This is a genomic window from Streptomyces venezuelae (assembly GCF_008642375.1).
Lineage (GTDB): Bacteria > Actinomycetota > Actinomycetes > Streptomycetales > Streptomycetaceae > Streptomyces > Streptomyces venezuelae_G.
The window spans coordinates 8042184-8068213 of the sequence record NZ_CP029194.1 but is presented as its reverse complement, the minus strand read 5'-3'; the positions used below and the strand labels follow the sequence as shown (position 1 = coordinate 8068213).

At 73.7% G+C, this 26030-nt stretch carries 22 protein-coding genes; 6 read left to right on the top strand and 16 right to left on the bottom strand.

Annotated features, from left to right (window positions below; all coding sequences use genetic code 11):
* Positions 1 to 34 precede the first annotated feature (34 nt).
* The 4 genes from DEJ46_RS36635 to DEJ46_RS36620 all read right to left on the bottom strand — a co-directional run bounded on the left by DEJ46_RS36635 (position 35) and on the right by DEJ46_RS36620 (position 4689).
* Positions 35 to 400 carry an RNA-binding S4 domain-containing protein gene (locus DEJ46_RS36635; protein ID WP_150273330.1) on the bottom strand — a complete coding sequence of 122 codons (366 nt, stop codon included), beginning with the start codon at positions 398 to 400 and terminating at the stop codon, positions 35 to 37.
* Between the two features lie 16 nt (positions 401 to 416).
* Positions 417 to 917 (bottom strand): hypothetical protein, encoded by a 501-nt coding sequence (locus DEJ46_RS36630; protein ID WP_024757478.1) that lies wholly within the window; start codon positions 915 to 917, stop codon positions 417 to 419.
* Positions 918 to 973: 56 nt separating this feature from the next.
* Positions 974 to 3736: an ATP-binding protein gene (locus DEJ46_RS36625; RefSeq protein ID WP_223835540.1), complete on the bottom strand. Its 2763-nt coding sequence runs from the start codon at positions 3734 to 3736 to the stop codon at positions 974 to 976.
* A 263-nt stretch (positions 3737 to 3999) separates the two neighbouring features.
* Positions 4000 to 4689, bottom strand: a complete 690-nt coding sequence (locus DEJ46_RS36620) for a beta-lactamase family protein (protein WP_263411788.1) — start codon at positions 4687 to 4689, stop codon at positions 4000 to 4002.
* Here DEJ46_RS36620 and DEJ46_RS40280 point away from each other — a divergent pair.
* On the top strand, positions 4652 to 4825 hold the full coding sequence (locus DEJ46_RS40280) for a hypothetical protein (protein ID WP_223835555.1): 174 nt from the start codon (positions 4652 to 4654) through the stop codon (positions 4823 to 4825). The two genes, DEJ46_RS36620 and DEJ46_RS40280, sit on opposite strands and share 38 nt — an antisense overlap.
* A gap of 146 nt (positions 4826 to 4971) precedes the next feature.
* On the opposite strand, the gene DEJ46_RS36615 is transcribed toward DEJ46_RS40280, so the two are convergent.
* From DEJ46_RS36615 to DEJ46_RS36595, 5 genes are all read right to left on the bottom strand, one after another.
* The gene (locus DEJ46_RS36615) at positions 4972 to 5388 is read right to left on the bottom strand and encodes an ACT domain-containing protein (protein WP_150273327.1); all 417 of its coding nucleotides are present in this window, start codon (positions 5386 to 5388) and stop codon (positions 4972 to 4974) included.
* A gap of 38 nt (positions 5389 to 5426) precedes the next feature.
* Complete coding sequence (locus DEJ46_RS36610) at positions 5427 to 6593, bottom strand: thiolase domain-containing protein (protein ID WP_150273325.1); 1167 nt, start codon at positions 6591 to 6593, stop codon at positions 5427 to 5429.
* Positions 6586 to 7689, bottom strand: a complete 1104-nt coding sequence (locus tag DEJ46_RS36605) for a thiolase domain-containing protein (RefSeq protein WP_150273324.1) — start codon at positions 7687 to 7689, stop codon at positions 6586 to 6588. Before DEJ46_RS36605 ends, DEJ46_RS36610 begins: the two co-directional genes overlap by 8 nt.
* The gene (locus DEJ46_RS36600; RefSeq protein ID WP_150273323.1) at positions 7686 to 8645 is read right to left on the bottom strand and encodes a Zn-ribbon domain-containing OB-fold protein; all 960 of its coding nucleotides are present in this window, start codon (positions 8643 to 8645) and stop codon (positions 7686 to 7688) included. Before DEJ46_RS36600 ends, DEJ46_RS36605 begins: the two co-directional genes overlap by 4 nt.
* A 253-nt stretch (positions 8646 to 8898) precedes the next feature.
* A complete protein-coding gene (locus DEJ46_RS36595) occupies positions 8899 to 9699 on the bottom strand; it encodes a crotonase/enoyl-CoA hydratase family protein (RefSeq protein WP_150273321.1) in 801 nt (266 codons plus the stop codon).
* A 183-nt stretch (positions 9700 to 9882) separates the two neighbouring features.
* Between DEJ46_RS36595 and DEJ46_RS36590 the strand changes: the two genes are divergently transcribed.
* A complete protein-coding gene (locus DEJ46_RS36590; RefSeq protein ID WP_150273320.1) occupies positions 9883 to 11532 on the top strand; it encodes an acyl-CoA synthetase in 1650 nt (549 codons plus the stop codon).
* Positions 11533 to 11561: 29 nt separating this feature from the next.
* On the opposite strand, the gene DEJ46_RS36585 is transcribed toward DEJ46_RS36590, so the two are convergent.
* Positions 11562 to 13082: an alpha/beta fold hydrolase gene (locus tag DEJ46_RS36585; RefSeq protein WP_150273319.1), complete on the bottom strand. Its 1521-nt coding sequence runs from the start codon at positions 13080 to 13082 to the stop codon at positions 11562 to 11564.
* Between the two features lie 124 nt (positions 13083 to 13206).
* Here DEJ46_RS36585 and DEJ46_RS36580 point away from each other — a divergent pair, with 124 nt between their 5' ends.
* Positions 13207 to 14043, top strand: a complete 837-nt coding sequence (locus tag DEJ46_RS36580) for a pentapeptide repeat-containing protein (protein ID WP_150273318.1) — start codon at positions 13207 to 13209, stop codon at positions 14041 to 14043.
* Between the two features lie 31 nt (positions 14044 to 14074).
* On the opposite strand, the gene DEJ46_RS36575 is transcribed toward DEJ46_RS36580, so the two are convergent.
* Positions 14075 to 14665 (bottom strand): 2'-5' RNA ligase family protein, encoded by a 591-nt coding sequence (locus DEJ46_RS36575; protein WP_223835363.1) that lies wholly within the window; start codon positions 14663 to 14665, stop codon positions 14075 to 14077.
* Between the two features lie 212 nt (positions 14666 to 14877).
* Here DEJ46_RS36575 and DEJ46_RS36570 point away from each other — a divergent pair, with 212 nt between their 5' ends.
* Complete coding sequence (locus DEJ46_RS36570) at positions 14878 to 16257, top strand: cytochrome P450 (RefSeq protein ID WP_150273317.1); 1380 nt, start codon at positions 14878 to 14880, stop codon at positions 16255 to 16257.
* 10 nt (positions 16258 to 16267) lie between these two features.
* Here DEJ46_RS36570 and DEJ46_RS36565 read toward each other — a convergent pair whose 3' ends face one another.
* From DEJ46_RS36565 to DEJ46_RS36550, 4 genes are all read right to left on the bottom strand, one after another.
* Entirely contained in the window at positions 16268 to 17056 is a 789-nt protein-coding gene (locus tag DEJ46_RS36565) for a GNAT family N-acetyltransferase (protein ID WP_150273315.1), read from the bottom strand.
* Positions 17057 to 17131: 75 nt separating this feature from the next.
* The gene (locus DEJ46_RS40640) at positions 17132 to 18349 is read right to left on the bottom strand and encodes a cytochrome P450 (RefSeq protein WP_150273314.1); all 1218 of its coding nucleotides are present in this window, start codon (positions 18347 to 18349) and stop codon (positions 17132 to 17134) included.
* Entirely contained in the window at positions 18346 to 18915 is a 570-nt protein-coding gene (locus DEJ46_RS36555; RefSeq protein ID WP_190623073.1) for a cupin domain-containing protein, read from the bottom strand. Before DEJ46_RS36555 ends, DEJ46_RS40640 begins: the two co-directional genes overlap by 4 nt.
* A 16-nt stretch (positions 18916 to 18931) precedes the next feature.
* Positions 18932 to 20155 (bottom strand): cytochrome P450, encoded by a 1224-nt coding sequence (locus tag DEJ46_RS36550; RefSeq protein WP_150273313.1) that lies wholly within the window; start codon positions 20153 to 20155, stop codon positions 18932 to 18934.
* A gap of 353 nt (positions 20156 to 20508) precedes the next feature.
* Here DEJ46_RS36550 and paaK point away from each other — a divergent pair, with 353 nt between their 5' ends.
* Positions 20509 to 21792, top strand: a complete 1284-nt coding sequence (paaK, locus tag DEJ46_RS36545; protein ID WP_150273312.1) for a phenylacetate--CoA ligase PaaK — start codon at positions 20509 to 20511, stop codon at positions 21790 to 21792.
* Between the two features lie 93 nt (positions 21793 to 21885).
* Here the strand turns inward: paaK and DEJ46_RS36540 are convergent, their stop codons facing one another.
* Positions 21886 to 23403 carry a fatty acyl-CoA synthetase gene (locus tag DEJ46_RS36540; RefSeq protein WP_150273310.1) on the bottom strand — a complete coding sequence of 506 codons (1518 nt, stop codon included), beginning with the start codon at positions 23401 to 23403 and terminating at the stop codon, positions 21886 to 21888.
* Positions 23404 to 23542: 139 nt separating this feature from the next.
* Between DEJ46_RS36540 and DEJ46_RS36535 the strand changes: the two genes are divergently transcribed.
* On the top strand, positions 23543 to 25987 hold the full coding sequence (locus DEJ46_RS36535) for a penicillin acylase family protein (protein WP_150273309.1): 2445 nt from the start codon (positions 23543 to 23545) through the stop codon (positions 25985 to 25987).
* The last annotated feature ends 43 nt before the right edge of the window (positions 25988 to 26030 follow it).

Here is a 26030-nt window from a genome sequence, read left to right as displayed (position 1 = left end):
CCGGGGGATTCCCGGAGGCCTTCGGGTCTTCGGATCAGGTGCGGCGGCCGCGCAGGTCGTCGATCTCGCGGCGCTCGCGCTTGGTGGGGCGGCCCGCGCCCCGGTCGCGTACGGCCGCGACGGCGACGTGCTCGCGGGGCGGCGGGGGCGGGCTGTTGTCCACGTACGCCTCGACGGCGACGGGCGGGCCGACCCGCTTGGTGTGGAGTTCCTTGATCTCGACGATCCGCTCACGGCCGCCGTGGAAGATCCTGACCTCGTCGCCGGGCTTCACCGGCTGGGCGGGCTTGGCCCGTTCGCCGTTGACCTTCACATGCCCGGCCCTGCAGGCCGCGGCGGACTGCGAGCGGGTCTTCGTGAGACGGACCGCCCAGATCCAGGCGTCGACGCGCGCGCTCATCGGCCCCCGCTCCCCGTCAGCCCTGCTGGAACAGCTCGGCGGGCAGGGGCTTGAGCAGCGCGTACAGGTCGTCGGTGATCGGCCGGTCCCAACTGGCGATCGTCACGAGGACGTTGTCGCTGCGGTCGAACTGGACGCAGGAGATGCGGCTCTCGGAGAGCTTGAGGCGGCGGACGATGAGGAGGTTGTCGCCCTGCATCACGGGGACGTCCTCGGTGTCGAGCACCTCGACCGGCTCGTCGTTCTCCAGGGCCGCGAGGAGCTGGGCGACCTCGAAGGGGATCTGCCCGTCGGCGAGCTCGCGCGCCGGGGAGCCCTCGGGGAGGTTGCCGATGATCATCGCGGGGCCGCGGCCGCCGAACAGGTCGTACCGGAGGAACACGCCCTGGCAGGAGCCGTCGGGGGCGGGCAGCAGACCGGCGCCGAGATTGCCGGGCCAGTCGCCCGGGTCCATGGCCAGGACGTCGAAGTCCGGGCCCGCGGGAGTGGCGGCGCTGCGGCGGCGGAGGAAGGACATACGGCCATGGTACGTGCCCCGGCGCGCGATGCCGCACCCCGCGCGCCCCGCTCGGGTCAGGGCTGCCCGCCGGGGCGGGCCGTGTTCCGCAGGGCCTGGCCGAGGCCGGTGCGGTCGGTGCCCAGCTTCCGGTAGACGGCCGAGAGGAGCCGGCTCACGGCGGCGGCGTCGACGCCGAGGTGGAGGGCCACGTCCCGGTCGCGGACGGTGAGCTCGGCGGCCTGGCGCTCACGGGCGGTGAGCGTGTCCGTGCCGGCCGGGTGGAGGGGCCGGGGGCGCAGTCCGGCCGCCGCCAGCTCGGTCCGTGCCTCGTCGACCAGGCCGTCGGCGCCGCAGTCCTGGGCGGCCTCCAGGCCCCGGTAGAGGTGCTCGGCGGCCTCCCCGGCCCGTTCCGTGCGGCGCAGGGCGGTGCCGAGGGCGACGAGGGAGCGGGCGAGCTCGTAGGCGGCGGGTGACTGGTCGAGCCAGTCGACGGACTCCTCCAGGATCTTCACGCGCTCGGCGGGCGCGGAGACCTCGGCGAGCACCCGGAGCGCCGAGCCGATCGCGGAGGGTGCCCCGTACTGCCGGGCGCGGGCGACGGCCTCCTGGGCGGTCCGCCGGGCCCTGCCGGGGGTCGTGACGGCCTCGGCGGCGGCGAGGTGGAGCTGCCAGGGGCACCAGGCGGGGTTGCGCATACCGCGCGGGTCGAGGCGGCGGCCGACGGCGGCCAGCTCGGCGGCGGCCTCGTCGGTGCGGCCCCTGGCCAGCAGCAGCTCGGCGTGGACGGTCTGGGAGTCGGGGAAGGTGACGGCGGCCGGGAAGGGCTCGCCGAAGTCGTGCTCGCGGGCGATGCGGTCGGCCTCCTCGACCCGGCCGCGGGCCAGCAGGACCTCGATGGTGACGCCGACCGCGTACCACTGGGCGGGGGTGCGCGGTCCGACGCGCTCCGCGAGGCGCAGTCCGGCACGGACGAAGTCCTCGGCCTCGACGAGGCGGCCGCGGCGGTAGCGGATGTAGCCGAGCAGTGTGTACGCGAAGGAGAGGTGGGCCCCGCGCCAGCCCTGGCGCTCGAACTCGGCGGTGCCTGCGGCGAACAGCTCCTCGGCGCGGCCGGGGCGGTCGGCGTACAGGAAGGTGAGGGCCGTCAGGACCGGGACCTCGAAGCCGCGGCTCTCGTCGGCCCAGCTGAGGCCGCCTTCGAGGGCGCGCTCGGCGTGCCCCACGGCGACGGCGGAGGGTTCGGCGCGCAGGGTGGCGTCCCAGCCGCGCAGGCCGATGACGTACCGCTCGGTCAGGTCGCGGCCGGTGAGCCGGTCGGCGAGGGCGGCGAGGCGGCGGGAGCGGGCGGGCGACTCGGGTTCGTCGGCCCGGAAGGCGTCCCACATGAACTTCTCGGCCTGCATGCGGAGGCGGCTGCGTGCGTCGGTGGTCTGCCGGGCCTCGCGGCCGAGGAGCTCGGAGGCCTCGACGAGGCGGTCGCTGTGGGCGAGGACCTGGGAGAGGCGGTACACGATGCCGTGGCGCAGGGCCGGGTCGGCGATCGGCTCCTCCAGGGCGGCGCGCAGGTGGTTGACGGTGGTGGCGGGTTCGGTGAGCAGGGAGGAGCAGCCGAGCTCGAAGAGGACCGCGGCCCGGTCGTCGGCGGTGGGGGGCTCGCGCAGGGCGCGGGCGAGGAAGCGGCGGGCCGCGTCGGGGGCGCCGGCGCGGAGGTTCTCGCGGGCGGCGGCGCGCAGGTGGCCGACGGCCCAGGAGTCGCCCTCGGGGTGGGTCTCCAGGAGGTGCCGGGCGGCGGCGGTGGAGCCGAGGCCGGCGTCGACGACGCACCAGGCGGCCTGGCCGTGGAGGGCGACGCGGGTGGCGGCGGGGATGGAGCGGTAGACGGTGGTGGCGATGAGGGGGTGGACGAACTGGAGGGGCTCGTCGGGGCCGTCGGCCTCGGCGAGGACCCGGGCCTCGCGCAGGCGCCCGGCGCAGTCGGCGACGGCCTCGTCGCCGAGTCCGGCGACGGCTCCGGCGAGCTGCGGGGAGATCTCGGTGCCGAGGACGGCGCAGGCCCAGGCGAGGCGCACGGTGGCGGGGCCGAGGCGTTCGAGGCGGGTGACGAGGCCGCTGCCCTTGAGGGCGGCGGCGAGGTCGCGGAGTTCGTGGGCGCCGCCCGCGGTGGGTTCGAGGCCCCGGTCGCGGACCTTGGCGGCCAGCTCGACGGCTTCGAAGGGGTTGCCGGAGGTGACGGTCCAGCACTCGCGACAGAAGGCGTCGTCGGCGTGGGCGCCGACCCGGTCGCGGACCAGCGCGGCGATGGCGTCGGTGGTGAGCGGGTCAAGGCCGAGGGGCCGCTGCCCGGAGCGGTGTCCGGTGAACTCGGCTCCCTCGTCGGGGAGTTCGTCGGGCCGGTAGGCGACGACGAGGAGCATGGGCAGCTCTTCGGCGCGCGGGGCGAAGGCGGCGAGCCAGCCGAGGGACTCCGGGTCGGCCCAGTGGGCGTCGTCGAGGACGACGACGAGGGGGGCGCGCCGGACGGCGAGGTGGGTGAGGACCCAGTCGAGTCCGTCGCGCAGGCCCTGCGGGTCGGGCGGGGACCCCGCGGCGGTGGCGCGCAGCCCGAGGGCGGGGCCGACGATGTCGTACCAGGATCCGAGCCGCTCGCGGAGCTCGGTGTCGGAGGCGTGGGCCAGTTGGGGCTGGAGGAGCTGCCGGGCGACGTGGAAGGCGACCCGCTGTTCCTGGTCGCCGCCCCGGGCGGAGAGCACGGTGCAGCCGCGGGCGCCGGCGAGGCGCCGGATCTCGGCGAGGAGGGTGGTCTTGCCGAGCCCGGCGGGGGCGGCGTAGGCGAGGATGCCGCCGCGGCGGGTGGCGCGGGGCCGGTCGGCGGATGCGCTGTCGGACGCGTCGGGCGGGGTGTTGTCGGCCGCTGTGCGGTCAGCCGGGTTGCCTGCCGGGGCGGGGAGGAGCCTCGGGCCGGTGGTGGCGGGATCCAGGCCCGGGAGGGTGACGGGACGGCTCGGGGTGCCGTCGGGGACGGCGACGAGGTGGGGGCCGCGGGGCTCGCGGGGTGCGGGCACCCGGTCGGGCCGGGCGGGGAACTCCTCGGCGAGGCCCGTCAGGAGGTCGAGTGCCTCCTCGGCCGCCGTGAGCGCCGCCTCGCGTTCGAAAAGGCCGAAGCCCTTGCGGGCCGGCCTGCCGTCCTCAAGTACCACGTTCCACCCCCACACCGGGGGCGCGCGCCCGGCGCACAGTGCGGGGTGCCGGGCGGGTGGCCCCGCGAAAACCCCAGCGTACGCCCGTTGGGGTGAACAGGGACGGGTAAACACCCAAGCCAGGGGCGCACGACGGCGCGTCCGGCTCGTTCCGCTCGGCACAGGGCGGTGGAGAGCACCTTCGTCGCGGCCTTGGCCGCCGCGTCGGACAGGGTCAGACCGGTGTTGACCGACAGGGTGACCTGTCGCTCGCGGTCGGCGGAGGTGAAGCTGAAGGTCTGGTATCCGACCACCTCGCCCGTGTGTCCGAGGACCGGTCCGTCGGCCGGACAGGTGTTGGCGTTGCCCTCCGGGCCGAGACCACCGTGGAGGAGCGCCTCCCCGGCCCCGCCCCGCCGGGCTCCAGGAGATGCGGGCGACGCAGCCCATGAACCCCGAGCGGCCGGGGCGTTCCTACGTCTGCCCTCGGCCACCGGTTGGAGCACGAGGGTGGCGGTGAAGCTCTTCGTGACACTCCCGGCACGGAACCGGTCGCCGGCCTTGGCGGCGCGCCCCTTGCTCAGATCGGCGGTTCCGCTGCTGCCGCGCCACACTCCGCGCGCGTCGCGCACCTCGGCCACGGCCCCGGGGATCCCGGCGGCGACGGCGGCCGGCACGAGCAGCGCGGCGGCGGCGAGCAGGGAGACGGTGGTGGCGGTGGCCCTGCGGTGCGACGACTTCACTGGCTGACGTCCTCATCTGCGTCTGGAGCAGCTTGAGTTGGCTTCAGCCCAGGCAGACGGAGAACGCCGGTGATCACGACGAGGGATCAGTGAAGCCACCGCTTCCCTGAGGGGGACCTCAAGGAGACCAAGAGCAGAGTCCCGCGCGGAACCCTAGGGACGCCCCTGAAGGTCGCCGCCCTCCGTGAGGCGCTCCAGCACGGCCAACGCCTCCTCCGCCCGCGCGTGTTCCACGAAGAGGTGGTCGTGGTGGAACCCGGCCACGACGTTGCAGCTCATGCCCGCGTCGGCGAGCGCGCCCGCGACGGCGGCCGTCAGGCCGACGGCGTCGAGCGCGGAGTGGATCCGCAGGGTGATCCACCCCGCGACGTAGTCGTACGGGAGGGAGGCGGCGTCCGCCTCCTCCTGGCGTACGACGAGGGTGAGCCCCTCGCTCTCGGTCACGGTGACGACGGGGGCGACCCCGGCCGGGGCGGCGGGGCCCGCCACCGTGGTGAAGACGTACCGCCCGGGGGCGAGTTCCGGTCGCATTCCGGCGAGGAGTCGGGTCAGGTCGCGTTCGGCGTTCATGCGAGCCAGCCTAGGCGGCTCCCGGCCGGGCGCCCGGTTCAGCCGGCGGGCGGGGTGTCCCCGACCAGCCACATGGAGAAGAACTGCGCGCCGCCTCCGTAGGCGTGTCCGAGCGCCCGCCGCGCGCCCTCCACCTGGTGCTCGCCCGCCTCGCCGCGTACCTGGAGTGCGGCCTCGGCGAAGCGGATCATGCCGGAGGCTCCGATGGGGTTGGTGGAGAGCACCCCGCCCGAGGGGTTCACGGGCAGGTCGCCGTCGAGTTCCGTCACCCCGGCCTCGGTGAGCTTCCATCCCTCGCCCTCCTCGGCGAAGCCGAGGTTCTCCAGCCACATCGGTTCGTACCAGGAGAACGGCACGTACATCTCGACGGCGTCGATCTCCCGCCTCGGGTCCGTGATGCCGGCCTGCCGGTAGACGTCGGCGGCGCAGTCCCGGCCCGCCTGCGGCGAGACGAAGTCCTTGCCGGCGAAGAGGGTGGGCTCGCTGCGCATGGCGCCGCCGTGCACCCAGGCGGCCGGGCGCGGCGCGCGGGCCGCCCCGGCGCGGTTCGTGAGGACCATGGCGCAGGCGCCGTCCGAGGACGGGCAGGTCTCCGAGTACCGGATCGGGTCCCAGAGCATCGGGGAGGCCTGGACCTTCTCCAGGGTCAGGTCGTGCTCGTGGAGGTGGGCGTAGGGGTTCTTGAGGGCGTTGCGCCGGTCCTTGTACGCGACGAGGGAGCCGATCGCGTCGGGGGCGCCGGTGCGGCGCATGTAGGCGCGGACGTGCGGGGCGAAGAAGCCGCCGGCCCCGGCGAGTAGCGGCTGCTGGAAGGGGACGGGCAGGGAGAGGCCCCACATGGCGTTGGACTCGGACTGCTTCTCGAAGGCGAGGGTGAGGACGGTCCGGTGGACGCCCGCCGCGACGAGGTTGGCGGCGACGAGCGCGGTGGAGCCGCCGACCGATCCGGCCGTGTGCACCCGGAGCATGGGCTTGCCGACCGCGCCGAGGGCGTCGGCGAGGTACAGCTCCGGCATCATCACGCCCTCGAAGAAGTCGGGGGCCTTGCCGATGACGACGGCGTCGATGTCCGCCCAGGTCAGCTCCGCGTCCGCCAGGGCGCGGACGGCGGCCTCGCGGACGAGTCCGGCGATCGAGACGTCCTGCCGGGCGGCGACGTGCTTGGTCTGGCCGATGCCGACGACGGCGACGGGCTCTTTAGGCACGGGGGTCCCCTTCCAGGACGGCGACCAGGTTCTGCTGGAGGCAGGGCCCGGAGGTGGCGTGGGCGAGGGCGCGGTCGGAGGCGCCCCGGTGGATGCGGGCGGCGGCCTCGCCGAGGCGGATGAGGCCGGCGGCCATGACGGGGTTGGCTGCGAGCGCGCCGCCGGAGGGGTTGATCCGGACGCTCGCGTCGAGGCCGAGGGCCTTGGCGAGCACGACCTCCTGGGAGGTGAAGGGGGCGTGGAGTTCGGCGGTGTCGACGGCGGGGGCACCTCCCATGCCCTTAAGGCCATGGGGGAGGTCGAAGGCTCCGGCGCGTTCGGCGGCGAGGCGGGTGGAGGGCGAGTCGGTGAGGTCGCGGACGCCGAGGGAGTGGGCCTCGATGCGGTGGTCCATGCCCCGGATCCAGGCGGGGCGTTCGCAGAGTTCGCGGGCCAGGTCGCCGGCGGCGAGGACGACGGCGGCGACGCCGTCGCCGATGGGCGGGCAGTCGCCGGTGCGGAGGGGCCGGACGACGTACTCGCCCTGGGGGCGGGTGCCGGGCAGTTGGGCGTGCGGGTTGGCCGCCGCGTCGGTCCGGCTCCGCTCGGCGATGGCGGCGAGGGCGTTTTCGTCGGTGTGGCCCGCGTCGACGAGCGCCTGGGCCTGGAGAGCGGCGAGGGCGACGGAGTCGGGCCAGAGCGGGGCGAGGTAGTAGGGGTCGAGCTGGCGGGTGAGGACGTCGCGTACGGAACCGGGCGAGGACTTCCCGTAGGAGTAGACGAGGGCGGTGTCGGCCTCCCCGGTGAGGAGCTTCACCCAGGCCTCGTACAGGGCCCAGGCGCCGTCCGTCTCGACGTGGGACTCGGAGATGGGCGGCCAGGCACCGACGCCGTCGAGGGCCATGGTGAAGGAGAAGGCCCGTCCTGCGAGGTAGTCGGAGGAGCCGGAGCAGGTGAACCCGATGTCGGAGGCCTTGAGTCCGGTCTGCCGGAGCACGTCGTGCAGGACGGGCATGACCATCTCGACCTCGGAGAGGTCGTCGGTGCGGCGGCGGTGGTGGCTCTGGGCGAAGGCGACGATCGCCACCTCTCGTGCGGGCCGGTGGTGCGGCGTCACAGCAGCTCCTTGTAGGTGTCGTAGTCGGCGTCGGGTTCGCCGGTGGGCCGGTAGTGGTCGGGGTAGCGGCCGTCCTCGCTCCACACGGGTTCGACGCGCAGGCCCATGCGGACCTCGTCGTAGGGGATGCCGGCGATGCGGCCGTGGAGGGCGAGGCCGGCGCCGTCGAGGGCGATGTGGGCGTAGACGTAGGGCACCTCGATGTCGAGGTTCTTCGCCTTGATGTTGACGATGCAGTACGTGGTGACGGTGCCGCGCGGCCCGACCTCGACCTGGTCGGTGGTGGCGACCCCGCAGGTGGGGCAGGCGCCCCGGGGAGGCACGTACACCTTGGCGCAGGAGGGGCAGCGCTCGCCCACGGTGCGGCGCTCGGCGAGCGCGTGGAGGTAGCGGGTCTGGGCGCGGCCGGGGCTGTAGGTGTAGTCGAGGCGGGCGGGGGCGACGATGCCGGTGACGGGGTCGTCGAACTCGCCGGTGTGCGGGACGGTTTCGGCCGCCGTCCCGCTCTCGTACGGCTCGAAGCAGGCGATGTCGGTGATGGCGCCGGAGCGCTCGGCGGCCCAGCGGATCCGGACGCGCAGTCCGGTGCGGACGGCCTCGGGGCCGGGGGCGTCGAGGGCGTGCAGGAGGGCGGTGTCGGCGCCGTCGAGGCGGACGAGGACCCAGGCGAAGGGGGTCGTGAGCGGCTGGCCGGCGCGGGGCTCGGGGTTCCAGGCCCAGGTGGTGACGGTGCCGGTGGCGCCGACCTCGACGAGCTCGCGGAGCTCGGCGGCGGTGGCGGGGTCGTACTCGACGGGCGGGACGAGCACCTCACCGGCATCGGTCCGCACCCCGAGCACGGTCCGCTCGCGCAGCCCGGTGAGGAAGGCGGACTGGACGGGGCCGAGGGAGCGGGTGAAGGGGAACTCGACGACGAGGGGGGCGTGCAGGATTTCCGGCGGTGGGGTGACGGTCATGGGCGGGCTCCTTGGTGGCTGGTCGGTGGTGGTGGATGCGCTGGGGCCGCTGCGCGGGGCCTTCTCCCCCACCCCGCCCCTTCCCGAACTGGGGGCAAGCCCCCAGGCCCCCGTACGGCCTCCGGCCGTGCCTCGCCGGGCGGGCTGAATGTTCCGGCCAGGGGGGCGGAATGTCAGCCCCGCCGGCGTTTGAGGCGCGGGGGTCCGGGGGGGCTGAGCCCCCGGTTGCGGGAAGGGGCGGGGTGGGGAAAGCTCACTCCCGCCGATACACCGCCGTCCGCTTCTCCGCGAACGCCCTCGCCCCCTCCTTCGCGTCCGCCGTGTCGAAGATCGGCCACCCCCGCTTCAGCTCGGCGGCCAGCCCCTCCGTCTCGGTCATCTCGGCGGTCTCGTAGACGGACGCCTTCACCGCTTCGACCGCCAACGGCCCGCACGCGTTGATCCGTTCGGCGATGTCGAGGGCCGCTTCCAGCGCCGTGCCGTCCGGGACGACCCGGCCGACGAGCCCGATGCGGGCGGCTTCCTCTGCGGTGTACGGGCGGCCCGTGAGGAGCATTTCGAGGGCGTGGGTACGGGCGATCTGGCGGGGCAGCCGGACGGTCGAGCCGCCGATGGGGAAGAGGCCGCGCCTGACCTCGAAGAGGCCGAAGGTCGCGGAGGCGGCCGCGACGCGGATGTCGGTGCCCTGGAGGATCTCGGTGCCGCCGGCGACGCAGTACCCCTCGACGGCCGCGATGACGGGTTTGCGCGGGCGGTGGTGGCGCAGCATCGCCTTCCAGTGCAGGTCGGGGTCGGCCTTCAGCCGGTCCCGGTACTGCTCGCCCTCCATGCCCTTGCCGGCCAGGGCCTTGAGGTCCATGCCGGCGCAGAAGGAGCCGCCCGCGCCGGTGAGGACGATCGAGCGGATGCCGTCGTCGGCGTCGGCCTCCAGCCAGCCGTCGTGGAGGCCGACGAGCATCGGCAGCGAGAGGGCGTTCTTGGCCTCGGGCCGGTTCAAGGTGAGGACGAGCGTGGCGCCTTCGCGCCGCACGTCCAGGTGTTCGGTGCCACCCATGGGGTCTCCCGTCTCCAGTTCTGGAACAGGTTGCAGGAGTGGGGGGTCCAGTTCAATAGTTTTCTGACACTCAGTCAGATTCTTCTGCGCACCCCCTTCCCCCCGTCGCCGGTCGGCGCTCTAATGACCGCCACGTCACTGCGCACCCGTACGAGTCAGCGCGAACCGGGATCAGGAGGAACGGTGGAGTACAACCTTGCCGACCTGTTCGAATCGGTGGTCGACGTGGTCCCGGACCGCGAGGCTCTGGTGTACGTCGATCACCCGGGTACGGGTGCGGAACGGCGCCTCACGTACGCCGAACTCGACGCCGCGGCCAACGGGATCGCCCATCACCTCATCGACGCGGGCATCCGCCCCGGTGAGCACCTCGGCCTCCACCTGTACAACGGCGTCGAGTACCTGCAGACGGTCCTCGCCTGCCTCAAGGCGCGGATCGTCCCCGTCAACGTGAACTACCGGTACGTGGAGGAGGAGCTCGTCTACCTCTACCGGGACGCCGACCTGGCGGCGCTCGTCTTCGACGCCGAGTTCACGGAGCGGGTGGCGGCGGCGCGGCCGCAGGCGGAGAAGCTGCGGCACCTCGTGCGGGTGGGGACCCCGCCCGAGGGAGCGCCGGCACTCGACTGCGTACCGTACGCCGAGGCCGAGGCGGCCGGCTCTCCGGAGCGGGGCTTCGGCCCGCGCTCCGGAGACGACCTCTTCATCATCTACACCGGCGGCACGACCGGCATGCCGAAGGGCGTCCTGTGGCGCCAGGAGGACCTGTTCTTCGCGGGCCTGTTCGGCGGCGAACCCTCGGGCGAGCCCGTGAAGCGCCCCGAGGAGCTGGCCGAGCGGGTCGCGGCCGGCGGCCCCGGCATCACCTTCTTCCCCGCGCCGCCGCTGATGCACGGCACCTCCACGCTGACGGCCTTCATCGCCTTCAACTACGGCCAGCGGGTCGTCCTCCACCGCAAGTACGTGCCGGAGGAGGTCCTGCGCACCCTGGAGAAGGAGAAGGTCTCCAGCATCTCCCTCGTGGGCGACGCGATGCTGCGCCCGCTCGTGGACGCCCTGCACGGCCCCCTCAAGGGCACCGACCTCTCCCAGCTCTTCAGCCTGTCGTCCTCCGGGGCGATCATGTCCGACACCGTCCGGGCCCAGCTCCAGGAGCTCATGCCGAACGTGCTGCTGCTCAACAACTTCGGCTCCACCGAGTCCGGTTCCAACGGCCGCGCGACGGACGACTCCGGCCCGGACAAGGGCTTCCGGCTCCACGTCAACGAACGCACCCAGGTCGTCGACCCGGCCACCCGCGAGCCCGTCGCGACGGGCGAGATCGGCCGCCTGGCCCAGCGCGGCCACGTCCCGCTCGGCTACTACAACGACCCGGCCAAGACCGCCGAGACCTTCTTCGAGAAGGACGGCGTGCGGTGGGTGCTCCTCGGCGACATGGCAACCGTAGACGAGCAGGGCGTCGTCACCGTCCTCGGGCGGGGCTCGCAGTGCATCAACACGGGTGGCGAGAAGGTGTACCCGGAAGAGGTGGAGCAGGCCCTGAAGTCCCACCCCGACGTGTACGACGCCCTGGTCGCCGGAGTCCCCGACGCCCGCTGGGGCAACCACGTCGCCGCGGTCGTCCAGCTCCGCGCGGACGCCCCGCCGCTGGACCTGGAGGCGGTGCAGAACCACTGCCGCCCGCGCCTGGCGGGCTACAAGGTCCCGCGCCAGCTGGTCCTCACCGACCGGATCCAGCGCTCCCCCAGCGGCAAGGCGGACTACCGCTGGGCCCGCTCGGTGGCGGTCGAGGCGGACGCGGGAGCGGCCACCGCCACCGAGGACCGGACCTAGAGCCTACGGGCGGCGGCCGAAGACACCCGCTAGACGCCGAACTCCCGGAGTGCGGCGAGGAATTCGACCGGCCGGGCATCATGGATCAGATGCCCGGCCTCGATCGTGACCAGGCGGGCTCCGGGGATGCGTTCGGTGAGCCAGGTGAGGTGTTCCTGGGGGAGGTGGCTGGACGGGCCTCCGGCGAGGACGAGCGTGGGGGCCGTGATCGTGCGGAGGCCCTCGCGCCAGGCGGGGTCGGGGGCGTTCAGCTGGGCGTCGGTGGTCGTGACGACCTCCCAGTCGAGGGCGAGCGGGCCCTCGGGGCGCTCGGCGACCGGGCGGGGCGGGTCGAGCGGGAAGAAGACGGGCGGCTCCTCCAGGACGAGACGGCCGATCAGGCCGGGTTCGCGCTGGGCGAGGAGGCAGGCGGCCCCGGCACCCATCGAGTGCGCCACGACGGTCGCCCCGGCGAGGCCGAGGGCGCGCAGGAAGCCGCCGAGTTCGTCGCGGAGGTCCTCGAAGCCGTAGCCGCCGGGGTGGTCGCTCAGTCCGTGCCCGCGCAGGTCGGGGGCGTACACCCGGTGGTCGGCGGCGAGGCCATCGGCGATGCCGTGCCAGCCGGTGCCGTTCTCGCCGCGGCCGTGGACGAGGACGACGGGCGGGGCGCCGGCGGGCCCGCTCACCCGGTAGGCGAGGCGTACGCCGTCCACGGTGACCGAGCGGACCTCCGGGTCGAGGAAGGCGGCGACCGGGCGGACGAAGGCCTCCGCGTCGTCCACCCAGGGGAAGTGCCCGGCTCCGGCCTGGACGACCAGTTCGGCGTCGGGGAAGCGGGTCGCGATCTCGGCGGCCCTGGCCGGGGTGGGGCCGGCGTCGTACTCCCCGGCCAGGATCAGCACCGGTGCCTTGAGCGCGGTGAGCGCGCGCCCGGTGGACTCCGGGTCGTAGGCGCCCTCGCCGTGGTAGGCGGAGGCGGCCTCCCAGCGGATCTGCTTCTCCGCCGCCGCCGCGTGTTCCCGGGCGGCCTCGTCCCAGCGGCCGTAGGCGAAGGGCGCCACGATCTCCAGGACGCGGGGCAGTGGGGTGTCGGGGCCGATCGTGCCGAGTGCGGCGCGCGCCTCCGCGTACCAGGGCCGGTCGGCGAAGATCTCGACGGCCTCGTCCCACTCCTCGTCGGTGGTGCCGAGGCCGAGCGCCCACCCGCTGGAGGTGACGAGGACGAGGGAACGGACGCGCTCGGGGTGGGCGGCGGCGTACAGGGTGGCGAGGTTTCCGGCGGCGGAGTGGCCGAGGAGGTCGATCCGGTCCAGGCCGAGGTGGGCGCGGAGGGCCTCGACGTCGCCGACCTGGCGGTCGCAGCGGTACGTGCCGGGGTCGGCGGGCTCGGCGCTCGCTCCGGTGCCGCGGGCGTGGAGCACGACCAGGGTGCGGTGGGCGGCGAGTCCGCCGAGGTCGCCGAGGTAGGCGGCGTCGCGCATGGGGCCGCCGGGCAGGCAGATCAGCGGCTCGCCCTCCCCCTGCGTCCGGTAGGCGAGCTCGGTCCCGTCATACGAGGTGAAGGTGGGCATGCGGCTGATCATCACGACCCGTTGTCGATCTTCGCAACGGATTTCGCCGAGGGCCGCACGACGGGCGGGACGACGTGCGGGGCGTCCGCCGGGGCCGCGATACGGTGGACGGACCGTCCCCGACATGCGAAGGAACCGTTCCACCGTGCCCGAGACCCGGGAATCCGCGCTGCGCGGCGACTGTGCCAACTGCTTCGGGCTGTGCTGCGTGGCGCTGCCCTTCGCGAAGTCCGCGGACTTCGCCGTGAACAAGTCGTCCGGTGAGCCCTGCCGCAACCTCCAGGAGGACTTCCGCTGCGGCATCCACACGCGACTGCGGCCCAGCGGCTTCCAGGGCTGCACGGTGTACGACTGCTTCGGCGCGGGCCAGCAGGTCTCCCAGGTGACGTTCGGCGGGGTGTCCTGGCGCGAGGCGCCGGAGACCGCGCGCCAGATGTACGAGGTGTTCCCGGTCGTGCGCCAGCTGCACGAGCTGCTCCGCTACCTCACCGAGGCCCTGGCCCTGCCGGCCGCCCGGCCGCTCCACGCCGAGCTGCGCGCGGCGCTCGCCCGGGTCGAGGAGCTGACCGCGGGAACGCCCGACGCGCTGGAGAAGCTCGACGTGGCGCCCGTACGGGCCGAGGTGAACCCGCTGCTCCTTCGGACCAGTGAGCTGGTCCGGGCGACGGCCGGCGGCAAGCCGAAGAGCCGCCGGGGAGCCGACCTGATCGGCAAGCGGCTCCGCGGGGCGAAGCTGCGCGGCGCGGACCTGCGCGGGGCGCTCCTGATCGCCGCCGACCTGACGGGGTCCGACCTGACGCTCACGGACCTCATCGGCGCCGACCTGCGGGACGCCGACCTGTCGGGCGCGGACCTGACCGGCGCGCTCTTCCTCACCCAGCCGCAGCTGAACGCGGCCCGCGGAAACGCGGCGACCCGCCTCCCGGCCGGTTTCGACCGCCCCGCGCACTGGACACCCTGACCGACGCCTCAGGCCGGTCCGCACCGCAAGATCACCGTACGTCGCCCGTCGTCCCGAGCCGGAAGACGAGCCGGGGCCGCATGGGACCGTCCTCCCGCCGCGACAGCACGACGACCTCCTCGACCCGGGCCGGCATCGCGCCCAGCCGGCCGGCCAGCTCGGGGGCGAGCCTGCGCGGAGTCCTGCTCCGGCCCAGCGAGAGGTGCGGGGTGAAGCCGGCGGAGCGGCCCCCGCAGCGGGGGAAGCGTCGTAGCAGCGCGTCGTACAGCGCCTCCCAGGGCTCGGGGCCGGCCGCTGCCGGATCGAGCCACAAGGTGGCGTCGTGGCGGTGCCCGAAGCTACGCACGCCGCTGAGCAGGGCGGTGAACGGCGCGACCTCGGCCACGGCGGCGGCCAGCAGCGGAGCGGCCCGGTCGAAGTCCGCCTCCGGGACGAAGCCGAAGAGCAGGTTCACGTGCGGCGGCCAGCGACCGATCTGCCGGTCGTGCACCTCGCGGATCCGCTGGATCGCGGGCCACAGCGCCGCGGGCGGGAGCCACGCCACGGCGGTGCGGGGCGTCGGCGGGCTACCGAGGACACCCGGCCGGCCGCCGCTGTCGCCGTGGGCGATGTCCGTCTCCACACCACCATGGTGCGCCGGGCGCGGGGCGACCGCTTCGGTCCGGCCGTACCGTCAACCTGGCGGTGACCCGGGTGACATTGGCTGACCTGCCGCTTTCCTGACCGGGCACGTGACGCGCCGCAAGCCTGCGCTAGATACACCGAGATGCGGGATCGGCCTTCAGCAGGGGGTCGCCCGCCGACTGGGCCCGCCAGAAGGAGCCGTAGCGCGTCATGAAGGATTTCCCCTCGATCCCCACCGCTCCCCGTGCGCTGCCCCTGCTCGGGCACGTCGTGCCGCTGCTTCGGGATCCTCTGGCCTTCCTGAACTCGCTGCCCGCCCTCGGTGAGCTGGTCCGCGTCCGGCTCGGCCCCATGAGCATGATCGTGATCTGCGATCCGGAACTGACCCGGCGAGCTCTGCTGGACGACCGTGTCTTCGACAAGGGCGGCCCGCTCTACGACCGCCTGCGCGAAGTGATCGGCGACGGTGTGGTCTCCTGCCCGCATCAGGCGCACCGCCGGCTGCGGCGGCTGTCCCAGCCCGCCTTCCACCAGGCCCGGCTGCCGGACTACGCGCGGGCCATGACCAGTTGCGTACGGGAGACGGCCGATTCCTGGAGTCCCGGCCAGGTCCTCGACGTGCCCGCCGAGATGATGACGACGAGCTCCAGGATCATCACCGCCACGCTGTTCTCCGACGCCCTGCCCTCGACGGCGCACGGCCGGCTCACCGACGATGTCACCACCGTGGTCAAGAGCCTCTACCAGCGCATGTTCCTGATTCCGCCGCTGGACCGCCTGCCCACGCGCGGAAATCGCGCTCATGTCGCGGCCCGCGCCCGTCTCCACGGCACCGTCGAGCGCATCATCGCGGAGCGCCGCGCCGACGGCGCCGACTACGGTGACCTGCTCTCGGCCCTGGTGGCGGCCCACGACCCCGAGGACGACCGTCCCGGCATGAGCGGCGCCGAGATCACCGACACGGTCGTCTCCTTCGTCCTGGCCGGTATCGAGAGCACCGCCGCCACGCTGTCCTCCGCGCTGGATCTGGTGGCCCGTCACCCCGAGGTCGAGCAGCGGTTGCACGCCGAGGTCGACGCTGCCCTGGGCGGTGCGCCGGCCACCCACGCCGACCTGCCGCGCCTGCCGCTGACCGAGCGCGTCATCACCGAAACCCTCCGGCTGCGCCCGCCGGGCTGGTTCTTCACCCGCGTGGTCACCGCCGACACGCACCTCGGCGGGCACCTGCTGCCGGCCGGGACCAGCGTCGCGTACAGCCCCTACCTCATCCACCACCGGCCCGACCTCTACCCGGATCCCGAAGCCTTCTCCCCCGATCGCTGGGCCGCCCCGCACCCCCAACCGCCCCGTCACGCCTTCCTCCCCTTCGCCGCGGGCGCCCGCAAGTGCATCGGCGACTCCTTCAGCATGATCGAGGCCACCCTCGCCCTCGCGACCATCGCCGCCCGCTGGCGCCTGGAGCACGTACCGGGCCACCGAGGCCGCCTCGCCGCTGCGGTGACGCTCGAACTCCGCGACCTGCAGATGCGGGCACGACCACGCACGGCGACGCCCGCACCGGCCGTGCCCGCCCCCGAAGGGAAGCCCTGACCGGTTCCGGCTACACGGTGACGGTGTACGTGTACGGGGTCGTCGTCGAGAGCGTCAGGAAGCCCAGGCGCTGGAGGATGGGGCGGCTCGTGTCCGCCGCGTCGACATGGACGTAGCGGTGGCCGCGGGCCGCGGCGATCCGGGCGCGGTGGGCGACGAGCGCGCGGTAGAGGCCGCGGCCCCGCCAGGCCTCGACGGTGCCGCCGCCCCAGAGGCCGGCGAAGTCGGTGCCCGGGCAGAGTTCGAGGCGGGCCGCGCTGACGGGTTCGCCGGACGCGACGGCGACGACGGCGGTGACCGTGTCCGGGTCGGCGGCGAGTCGGTCGAGGAGCTGGCGGCCGATGTGGGAGCTGTCGGTGCCGAAGGCTCGCTCGTGGACCTCGACCACCTGGCGTACCCCGGCCTCGTCGGTGACCGCGTGGAGCTCGACGCCCTCGGGGAGCGGCACGTCCTGGGGCAGGGCGGCGGCCTCGGCGGCCATCAGGGTCTCCGGGTCCTCGGCGGTGCAGCCGGCGGCGAGGAGCCGGTCGGCGAGGTCTGCGGGGCCGTCGTGTCCGTACAGCTTCCACTCGAAGGAGAGTCCGGCGGCGCGGTAGTGGGCGATCTGCCCGGCGATCGCGGCTTCGGCGTCGGCCCCGGGGGCGTCGAGCCCGGACCAGAGCACGCCGTTCCAGGCGTGCGCCGGTCCGGTCTGCCGGACGACGGGGCCGACGCGCTCGACCCGGCAGCCGGGCCCGTCGGGGCGCGCCTCGCGGCGCAGTTGGCGGTCGTAGAGGTCACGCAGATGCTGAGGTTCCATGGGGGCCACTCCAGCAGCGGCTCCGGTACCCGGCAACAGGTTTTACCTGGCCAGGGTGGCCGCGGTGGCCGGGCTTCACCAGGTGACGGGCAGGGTGACCGGGCCTCGGTTGACCGTTCCGCGGCGCCAGGCGATCCGTTCGGGTTCCACCGCCGTGGCGAGGCCGGGGAAGCGCGTGAGGAGCGTGGAGAGCATCACCTCGGCTTCCATCCTGGCCAGTTGGGCGCCCGCGCAGTAGTGGGCGCCGTGGCCGAAGGCGAGGTGGGGGGCCTCGTTCCGCGCGAGGTCGAGGCGGTCGGGTTCGGTGTAGACGGACGGGTCTCGGTTCGCGGCCGGGTAGAAGACGTAGACGGCCTCGCCTGCCCGGACGGTGACGCCGCCGACCTCGATGTCGGCGGTGGCGATCCTGGGCATGCCGACGCCGTTGCGCTGCGGGATGTAGCGGAGGAGCTCGTCCACGGCCCCGGGGAGGCGGTCGGGTTCGGCGCGGATCTTCGCCGTCTGGTCGGGGTGGACGAGCAGCACGTACACCATGGTGGCGACGATGTTCCGTACGGCGTCGAGGCCGTTGAGCGTGAGCATGACGGCCATCGAGACCAGTTCGGGGGTGCTGATCGCACCGGCCGCGCGGGCTGCGGCGAGCTCGCTGACGAGATCGTCGCCGGGATGCTCGGTCCGGTGCCGCGCGAGGTCGGCGAAGTAGCCGGCGATCTCCTTCTTGACGGACTCGCCCTCGGCCTCGGTGGTGTCGCTGGAGAGGACTCCCGCCCGCCACCGCTCCACGCGGTCGAGGTCGGCGGTGGGCACACCGAGGAGCTCGGCGATGACCGTGGCCGCGAGGGGGCCGACGAAGTGCTCGGCGAGGTCGGCGGGCGGGCCCGCGTCCGCCATGCGGAGGGCGAGGGCGTCGGCCGTCCGCGTGGTGTGCTCACGCAGGGCGGTCATGCGGCGGCGCCCGAAGGTCGGGGCGATGAGCCTGCGGAGCCGCGTGTGGTCGGGCGGGTCGGCGCGGCCCACTCCCCCGGCGGGCGCGAGGGTGTGCGGGGTCATGCTCGTGACGGCCCGGCCGACGGTCAGGGCGCGGCTCATGCGCGGGTCGGAGGCGATCTGCTTGACGTCCTCGTAGCGGGTGACGAGCCAGGCGTCGCCCTCGCCGTGGCGGAGGCGGACGCGGGCGACCGGCTCCTCGTGCAGGAGCCGGTGGGGAAGCGGGTCGAACGCGGTGTCCGGGAGCGGCGCCACGGCCCAGTCGTGGACGACCGGGCCGTGGTGCTCCGCTGGTGGTGGGGTCACGGGGTGGGAGCCGCCTCCTGCCGGACGCCGGCGTCGTGCCGGAGCGGGGTGATCTGTTCGATGTCGTAGCGGAGGCGGAGCCGTTCGATCGCCGAGTGGTCGACCTCGCCGCCCGAGCCGAGGATGTCCATGAGCTCCTCGAAGTACCGCTCGTGGTCGGGCGGGGGCGAGGCCTGGAACAGCATCCGCGCCGGTTCCCCGGTGGGGTTGGCGAAGGCGTGCGGGCAGCCCGGCGGGACGAGGATCAGCGTGCCGGGCGTGGCGCGGACCGCGCGCTGCCCCGTACCGGACTCCCACTCCCGCCAGCTGTCCGGGGTGCGGACGAGCGGCTCGAACGCGAGGACGTCGAGCTCGCCCTCCAGGATGTAGAACAGCTCCTCGCTGTGCCCGTGGGCGTGGGCGCCGACGTCGAATCCGGGTGGTACGAGGACCTCGAAGGTGGAGGCGGTACGGGAGTGCTCGCCGGTCACCTTGAAGGTGACGTGCTGGGCCGCGGTGGTGAGGGTCCTGCCGTGGCCGGGCGGCACGACGAGGCCGCCGTCCGGTCCGATCGCTGTGGCGGTCACGGGGTGTCGGTTCCTCTCACCAGGTGACGGGCAGGGTCTCGGGGCCCCGGATGAGGGCTCCGCGCTGCCATCGGAGCTGGTCCTCGGGGACGGCGAGGCGCAGGTTCGGGAAGCGGGTCCACAGGGAGTCGAGGAGGATCTCCGACTCGATGCGGGCGAGGGCGGAGCCCGGGCAGTAGTGCGGTCCGTGGCCGAAGGCGACGTGCGGGTTGTACCCGCGGTCGAAGTCGAGCCGCTCGGGGTCGGGGAAGACGTCCGGGTCGCGGTTGGCGGTCAGGTACGAGACGTAGACCGGGTCGCCGGCCGGGATGGTGACGCCGCCGACCTCGACGTCCTCCATCGCGATCCGGGAGAGGCCGACGGCGTTGCGGTGCGGGATGTAGCGGAGGAGCTCGTCGACGGCCTGCGGTACGAGTTCGGGTTCGGCGCGCAGCCGGGCGAGGTGCTCGGGGTGGGTGAGCAGCGCGTACACCATGTTGGCGCTGTTGTTGCGGACGGCGTGGGCGCCGCCGATCTGGATGAGGACGGCGAGTCCGACGGCCTCGTGCTCGGTGAGGGTGTCCTCGTCGACGGCGTCGGCGAGGACGGCGGCGAGGGTCTCCTTGCCGGTGCCGTGGCTGCGGCCGATGAGTTCGGTGAAGTACCGGCCCATCTCGGCCTTGGCCTGTTCGCTGGCCTCGCGTCCGGCGCCGGCGGAGATGATCGTGTCGGACCAGCGGGCCATGAGCGGCTGGTCGCCCTCGGGGACGCCCATGAGCTCGCTGACCATGGCGAGCGGGAAGGGGCGGTTGACGAGGTCCATGAGGTCGGCGGGGGCGCCGTGTTCCTCGACGTGGTCGAGGAGCCGGTCCATGACCTCCTGGGCGTGGTCGCGGAGGGCGCGCAGGGCGCGGGCGCTGAACGCGCGGGCGACGACCCGTCGCATCCGGGTGTGGTCCGGCGGGTCTGCGAAGCCGACGGCCCCTTCCATCGGGATGAAGTGCGGGGCGACGCGGGTGATGGAGCGTCCCCAGACGGCCTGGCGGCTGAAGCGGGGGTCGACGGAGACGAACTTGACGTCCTCGTAGCGGGTGACGAGCCAGGCGTGGCCCTCGCCGTTGGGGAGGCGGACCCGGGTGACGGGGTCCTCGTGCAGCAGCTTGGCGAGCAGCGGGTCGAATTCGAGGCCGGTGAGGTCGGGAACGGCCCAGAAGTGGACCTGGGGGGTGTCGGCGGTGTCGGAGGCGGTGGTGGTGGTCACGGGGCCACCTCCGTGGGGGCGGCGGGACGGCACAGCACTGGCATGACTTCACTTTCGGCCGGGCTCGTGAGCTGGGCCCGCCCGTCCGGAGCTGGGGGTGGACCGTCCGGGACCGGGCCGGTCTCGGATGGTCCAGTCGTTCCCGTACGCCGCCGCAAGCGACCTCCCTTCTCCTGAAAAGCACCCCAAGGTGTGACATCCGGGCGAACCTGCCCGCCCGGGAGCGTGGACGGGCGCACGCGGATCGACTTCCTCCCACCCCTTGCCAAGCCCCGGGCACCTCCGGGTTTACTGGCCCGGACGCAACTACCGAATGATCGGTAGTCCGTTTTACGACTGCGGAGGAGTGGCGCATGACGGACCTTCTGGACAGCGGCGAACGGCTCGGACGCGAGGAGCTGGCGCTGCTCCAGCTGGAGCGACTGCGCGCGACCCTGCGGCACGCGTACGAGAACGTGCCCTTCTACCGGGAGTCCTTCGACGCGGCCGGGCTCACCCCCGACGACTGCCACACCCTCGCGGACCTCGCCCGCTTCCCCTTCACGGCCAAGTCCGACCTGCGCGACCACTACCCCTTCGGCATGTTCGCCGTCGACCAGTCCCGGATCCGGCGCGTCCACGCCTCCAGCGGCACCACCGGGCGCCCGACCGTCGTCGGCTACACCGACGGGGACCTCGACACCTGGGCGGACGTGGTGGCCCGCTCCCTGCGCGCCGCCGGGGCGCGCCCCGGCCACAAGGTCCATGTCGCGTACGGCTACGGCCTGTTCACCGGCGGGCTCGGCGCGCACTACGGCGCCGAGCGTCTCGGATGCACGGTGATCCCCGCCTCGGGCGGTATGACGGCACGGCAGGTGCAGCTCATCCAGGACTTCCGGCCCGAGATCATCATGGTGACCCCCTCGTACATGCTCACGCTGCTCGACGAGTTCGAGCGGCAGGGCCTGGACCCGCGCTCCACCTCCCTGAAGGTGGGCGTGTTCGGCGCCGAACCGTGGACGGAGGCGATGCGGGAGGAGATCGAGGAGCGCTTCGCCATCGACGCGGTCGACATATACGGGCTGTCGGAGGTGATCGGCCCCGGCGTGGCGCAGGAGTGCGTGGAGACGAAGGACGGACTGCACATCTGGGAGGACCACTTCTACCCGGAGATCGTGGATCCGTTCACCGGCGAGGTGCTGCCCGACGGGGAGGAGGGTGAGCTGGTCTTCACCTCACTCACCAAGGAGGCGATGCCGGTGATCCGCTACCGGACGCGCGACCTGACGCGGCTGCTGCCGGGGACGGCCCGGGTGTTCCGGCGGATGGAGAAGGTCACCGGGCGCAGCGACGACATGATCATCCTGCGCGGGGTGAACCTCTTCCCCACCCAGATCGAGGAGATCGTCCTCCGCACGCCGAGCGTGGCCCCGCACTTCCAGCTGCGGCTGACCCGGGAGGGACGGCTCGACGCCCTGACGGTACGGGCCGAGGCCCGCACGGAGGCGACGCCCGAGCAGCGCGAGGAGGCGGCCCGGGCCATCGCGGTGGCGGTCAAGGACGGGGTCGGGGTCTCGGTCGGCGTCGAGGTGGTCGACCCGGAGACGCTGGAGCGGTCGGTGGGCAAGATCAAGCGGATCGTGGACCTGCGGGAGTGAGGAAGCGGGAGGCCTGGCCGGGGGCGTGAGAGGGTGAGCCGGCCGGGACCCCGCCGGCCCCCTCCGGCCCCGCAGGCCCCCCTCACCGTCCCGTCAGGACGCCCCCGACCCGCCGAAGCGGTCCCGCAGTTCTCGCTTGAGGATCTTGCCGCTCGCGTTGCGCGGCAGGTCCGGAGTGAAGTGGACGCGCTTCGGGGCCTTGAAGTGGGCGAGCTTCTCGCGGGCGTGCGCAAGGAGTTCGGCCTCCGTGACCTCGCCACGCGGGACGACGACGGCCGTGACGGCCTCGATCCAGCGCTCGTCGGGGAGGCCGATCACAGCCACCTCGGCGACGCCCGGGTGGGTGTAGAGGGCGTCCTCGACCTGCCGCGAGGCGACGAGCACTCCCCCGGAGTTGATGACGTCCTTCACCCGGTCGACGATGGTGAAAAAGCCCTCGGCGTCGCGTACGGCGAGGTCGCCCGAGTGGAACCAGCCGCCCCTGAAGGCCTCCTCGGTCTCCTCGGGCTTGCGCCAGTAGCCGTCGCACAGCTGCGGTGAACGGTAGACGATCTCCCCTGCGGTGCCGTCGGGCACGTCCTTCCCGTCCTCGTCGACGATCCTGGCCTCGACATGCCTGACGGGCCGGCCGCAGGATTCCATCCGGCCCTCGTGCTCGTCCGGCCCGAGGACGGTGGCGAGGGGTCCGATCTCGGACTGGCCGAAGCAGTTGTAGAAGCGCAGCCCGGGGAGCCGCTCCCGCAGCCGTTCGAGTACCGGTACGGGCATGATCGAGGCCCCGTAGTAGGCCTTGCGCAGCGCGGAGAGGTCCCGCCCGGCGAAGTCCGGGTGGTTGGCGAGGCCGATCCAGACGGTCGGCGGTGCGAAGAAACTGTCGGCGCGGCCCGCCTCGACGAGGTCGAAGAGGACGGCCGGGTCGGGACCGTCGACGATGGTGTTCTCCGCGCCGACGGCGAGGTAGGGCAGCAGGAAGACGTGCATCTGTGCCGAGTGGTAGAGCGGCAGCGCGTGCACGGGCCGGTCGTCCTCGTGCAGGTCGAGGGCCTCGACGGCGCTCGCGTACTCGTGGACGAGCGCGCGGTGGGTCATCGTCGCGCCCTTGGGCAGGGCGGTCGTGCCCGAGGTGTAGAGCAGCTGGACGTACTCGCGGGCGTCGCGGCCGGTGTCGTACTCCTCCGGTACGGCGACGGCGTCGAGGAGCGAACCGGGCGCGTCCCGCAGCGGCTTGACCGCGAAGCCGTCCGGGACGCGGTCCGCGAGGGCGGGATCGGCGAGGACGAGCGAGGTGTCCGACTGCTCCAGGAGGTACGCGAGGTCGTCGCCGGCCAGGTGGTGGTTGACCGGTACGTGGATCAGGCCGGCCCGCGCGCAGGCGAGGAACGCGATGAGGTAGGCGTCCGAGTTGTGGCCGTAGGTCGCGACGCGGGCGGAGTCCGGCAGGCCGAGGCCGTGGTGCGGCTCCCGCAGGACGGCGGCGGCCGTGCCGACGGCCGCGTCCAGCTCGGCGTACGTCCAGCTCCGGTCGGCGTACCGGACGGCGACGCGGTCCGGGACGCGCTGGGCGCTCATGCGCAGGACGCCGTCGACGGTGCGGCTGAGGAGTCGTTCCATGCGGTGATCCTCGGCGCGGGGCGGGCGGAAGGTCAAGTACCGTGCGGCGCGCCTTACATACCCTCGGCACATCCCCTCGACCTCTCCCGACCTCGGATACCGAACGGGATGTTGACAAGTGGGTCTCCCGGCTGCGTGCATGGTCCAACCAGCAGTGCACATCCGTCCGTTGGGAGGCACCTTGCACCTCCGCACGCGCTTGACCCGCCTGAAACACCTGGCACTGACCGGCGCGGCACTCGCCGTCGTCACCGCCACGCTGCCCGGCGCGGCGGCGGCCGACTCCGGCGACCGGGGCGGTCACCGGCCGTCCGACCGGGGCCTGTCGGCCGTCATCCGGTACACCGAGTTCGGCATCCCGCACATCGTGGCGAAGGACTACGCGAACCTCGGCTTCGGCACGGGCTGGGCCCAGGCCGCCGACCAGGTCTGCGTCCTCGCCGACGGCTTCCTGACCGTGAACGGCGAGCGCTCCCGGTTCTTCGGCCCGGCCGCCGCCCCGGACGGCTCGCTGTCCTCGGCCGCCACCAACGTCTCCAGCGATCTGTACTTCCGTGGCGTCAAGGACGCCGGGACGGTCGAGGAGCTGCTCCGGACGCCCGCGCCGGCCGGTCCGAGCGGCGACCTCAAGGAGCTGATGCGCGGCTGGGCGGCCGGCTACAACGCCTGGCTGCGGAAGAACCGGATCACGGACCCCGCCTGCGCCGGCGCCGACTGGGTCCGCCCGGTGAGCGCGCTCGACGTGGCCCGGCGCGGCTTCGCCGTCTCGGTCCTCGGCGGACAGGGGCGGGCCGTGGACGGCATCACCGCCGCGAAGCCGCCCGCGGCGCCCGCCCCGTCCTCACCCGGGGGCGCACCCGATCCGGCGCGCACCGCGGAGGCGGCCCGTGCGCTGTTCGCCGCGGAGAACGCCACCATGGGCTCCAACGCGGTCGCGTTCTCCGGTGCCACGACGGCCAGCGGGCGCGGGCTGCTCCTCGGCAACCCGCACTACCCCTGGCAGGGCGGCCGCCGCTTCTGGCAGTCCCAGCAGACCATCCCGGGCGAGCTGAACGTCTCGGGCGCCTCGCTCCTCGGCACGACGGTCGTCAACATCGGCTTCAACGACAAGGTGGCCTGGAGCCACACCGTCGCCACCGGAGTGCCGCTCAACCTCCACCAGCTGACGCTGGCCCCCGGCGACCCGACCTCCTACCTGGTGGACGGGCGCCCCGAGCGGATGACCGCGCGCACGGTCACCGTCCCGGTCAAGGACGGCGCCCCCGTCACCCGTACCCAGTGGTGGACCCGGTACGGCCCGGTCGTCGGCGGCCTCGGCGCGCAGCTCCCGCTGCCGTGGACGGCGACGACGGCGTACGCGCTCAACGACCCCAACGCGGCCAACCTGCGCGGCTCCGACACGGCGCTCGGCTTCGGCAAGGCGCGCTCGACGCAGGACGTCGCCGACACCCTGCGCCGCACCCAGGGCCTGCCGTGGGTCAACACGATCGCGGCCGACTCGGCCGGCCACTCCTACTTCAGCCAGTCGCAGGTCCTCCCCCGGATCACCGACGAGCTCGCCCAGCGCTGCTCGACGCCGCTGGGCCGGGCCACCTATCCGGCCTCGGGCGTCGCGGTGCTGGACGGCTCGCGCTCCGACTGCGCGCTCGGCTCGGACCCGGACGCGGTCCAGCCGGGGACCTTCGGTCCGGCGCGGATGCCGGTGCTGCGGGACACCCCGTACGTCGAGAACTCCAACGACAGCGCCTGGCTGACCAACGCCGACCGGCCGCTGACGGGCTACGAGCGCGTCTTCGGCACCGTCGCTACCCAGCGCTCGCTGCGCACGCGGGGCGGGGTCGAGGACGTGGCGGCGATGGCGGACCGGGGTCGGCTCACCGTGGCCGACCTCCAGCGCCAGCAGTTCGCCAACCGCGCTCCGGCGGGAGACCTGGCGGCGGCCGATGTCGCCGCGGCCTGCCCGGCGGCGCTGCCGGACGATCCCGAGGCCTGCCGGGTGATCGGGGCCTGGGACAGGACGGCGAACTCCGAGAGCCGGGGCGCGCTGTTCTTCGACCGGTTCTGGCGGAAGTTCGCCGGTTCGGTGCCGCAGGCCGAGCAGTGGAAGGTGCCGTTCTCGGCGGCGGACCCGGTCCGGACCCCGCACACCGTGAACACGGCGGCGCCGGGCTTCGCGAAGGCGCTGCGGGACGCGGCGGCGGAGCTGCGGGCGGCGGGGATCCCGTTGGACGCACCGCTCGGCGCCCACCAGTTCGTCGTACGGAACGGGGAGCGCATTCCGGTGAGCGGCGGGACCGAGTCGCTGGGCGTCTGGAACAAGACGGAGCCCGTGTGGAACGCGGCCGGCGGCGGCTATGTGGAGGTCGCGCACGGGACCAGTCACGTCCAGGCGGTGGGCTGGGACGGGGGCCGGTGTCCGGTGGCCCGCACCCTGCTGACGTACTCCCAGTCCTCGAACCCGGCGTCGCCGCACTACAGCGACCAGACCCGGCTGTACGCGGGCGAGCGCTGGGTGGCCTCCCGTTTCTGCGAGAAGGACATCCTGCGCTCGCCGGCGCTGCGGGTGGTGGTCGTCAGGGGCTGAGCGGGACCGTCAGGGATGAGCCCGGCCATCGCTGGCTGAGCCG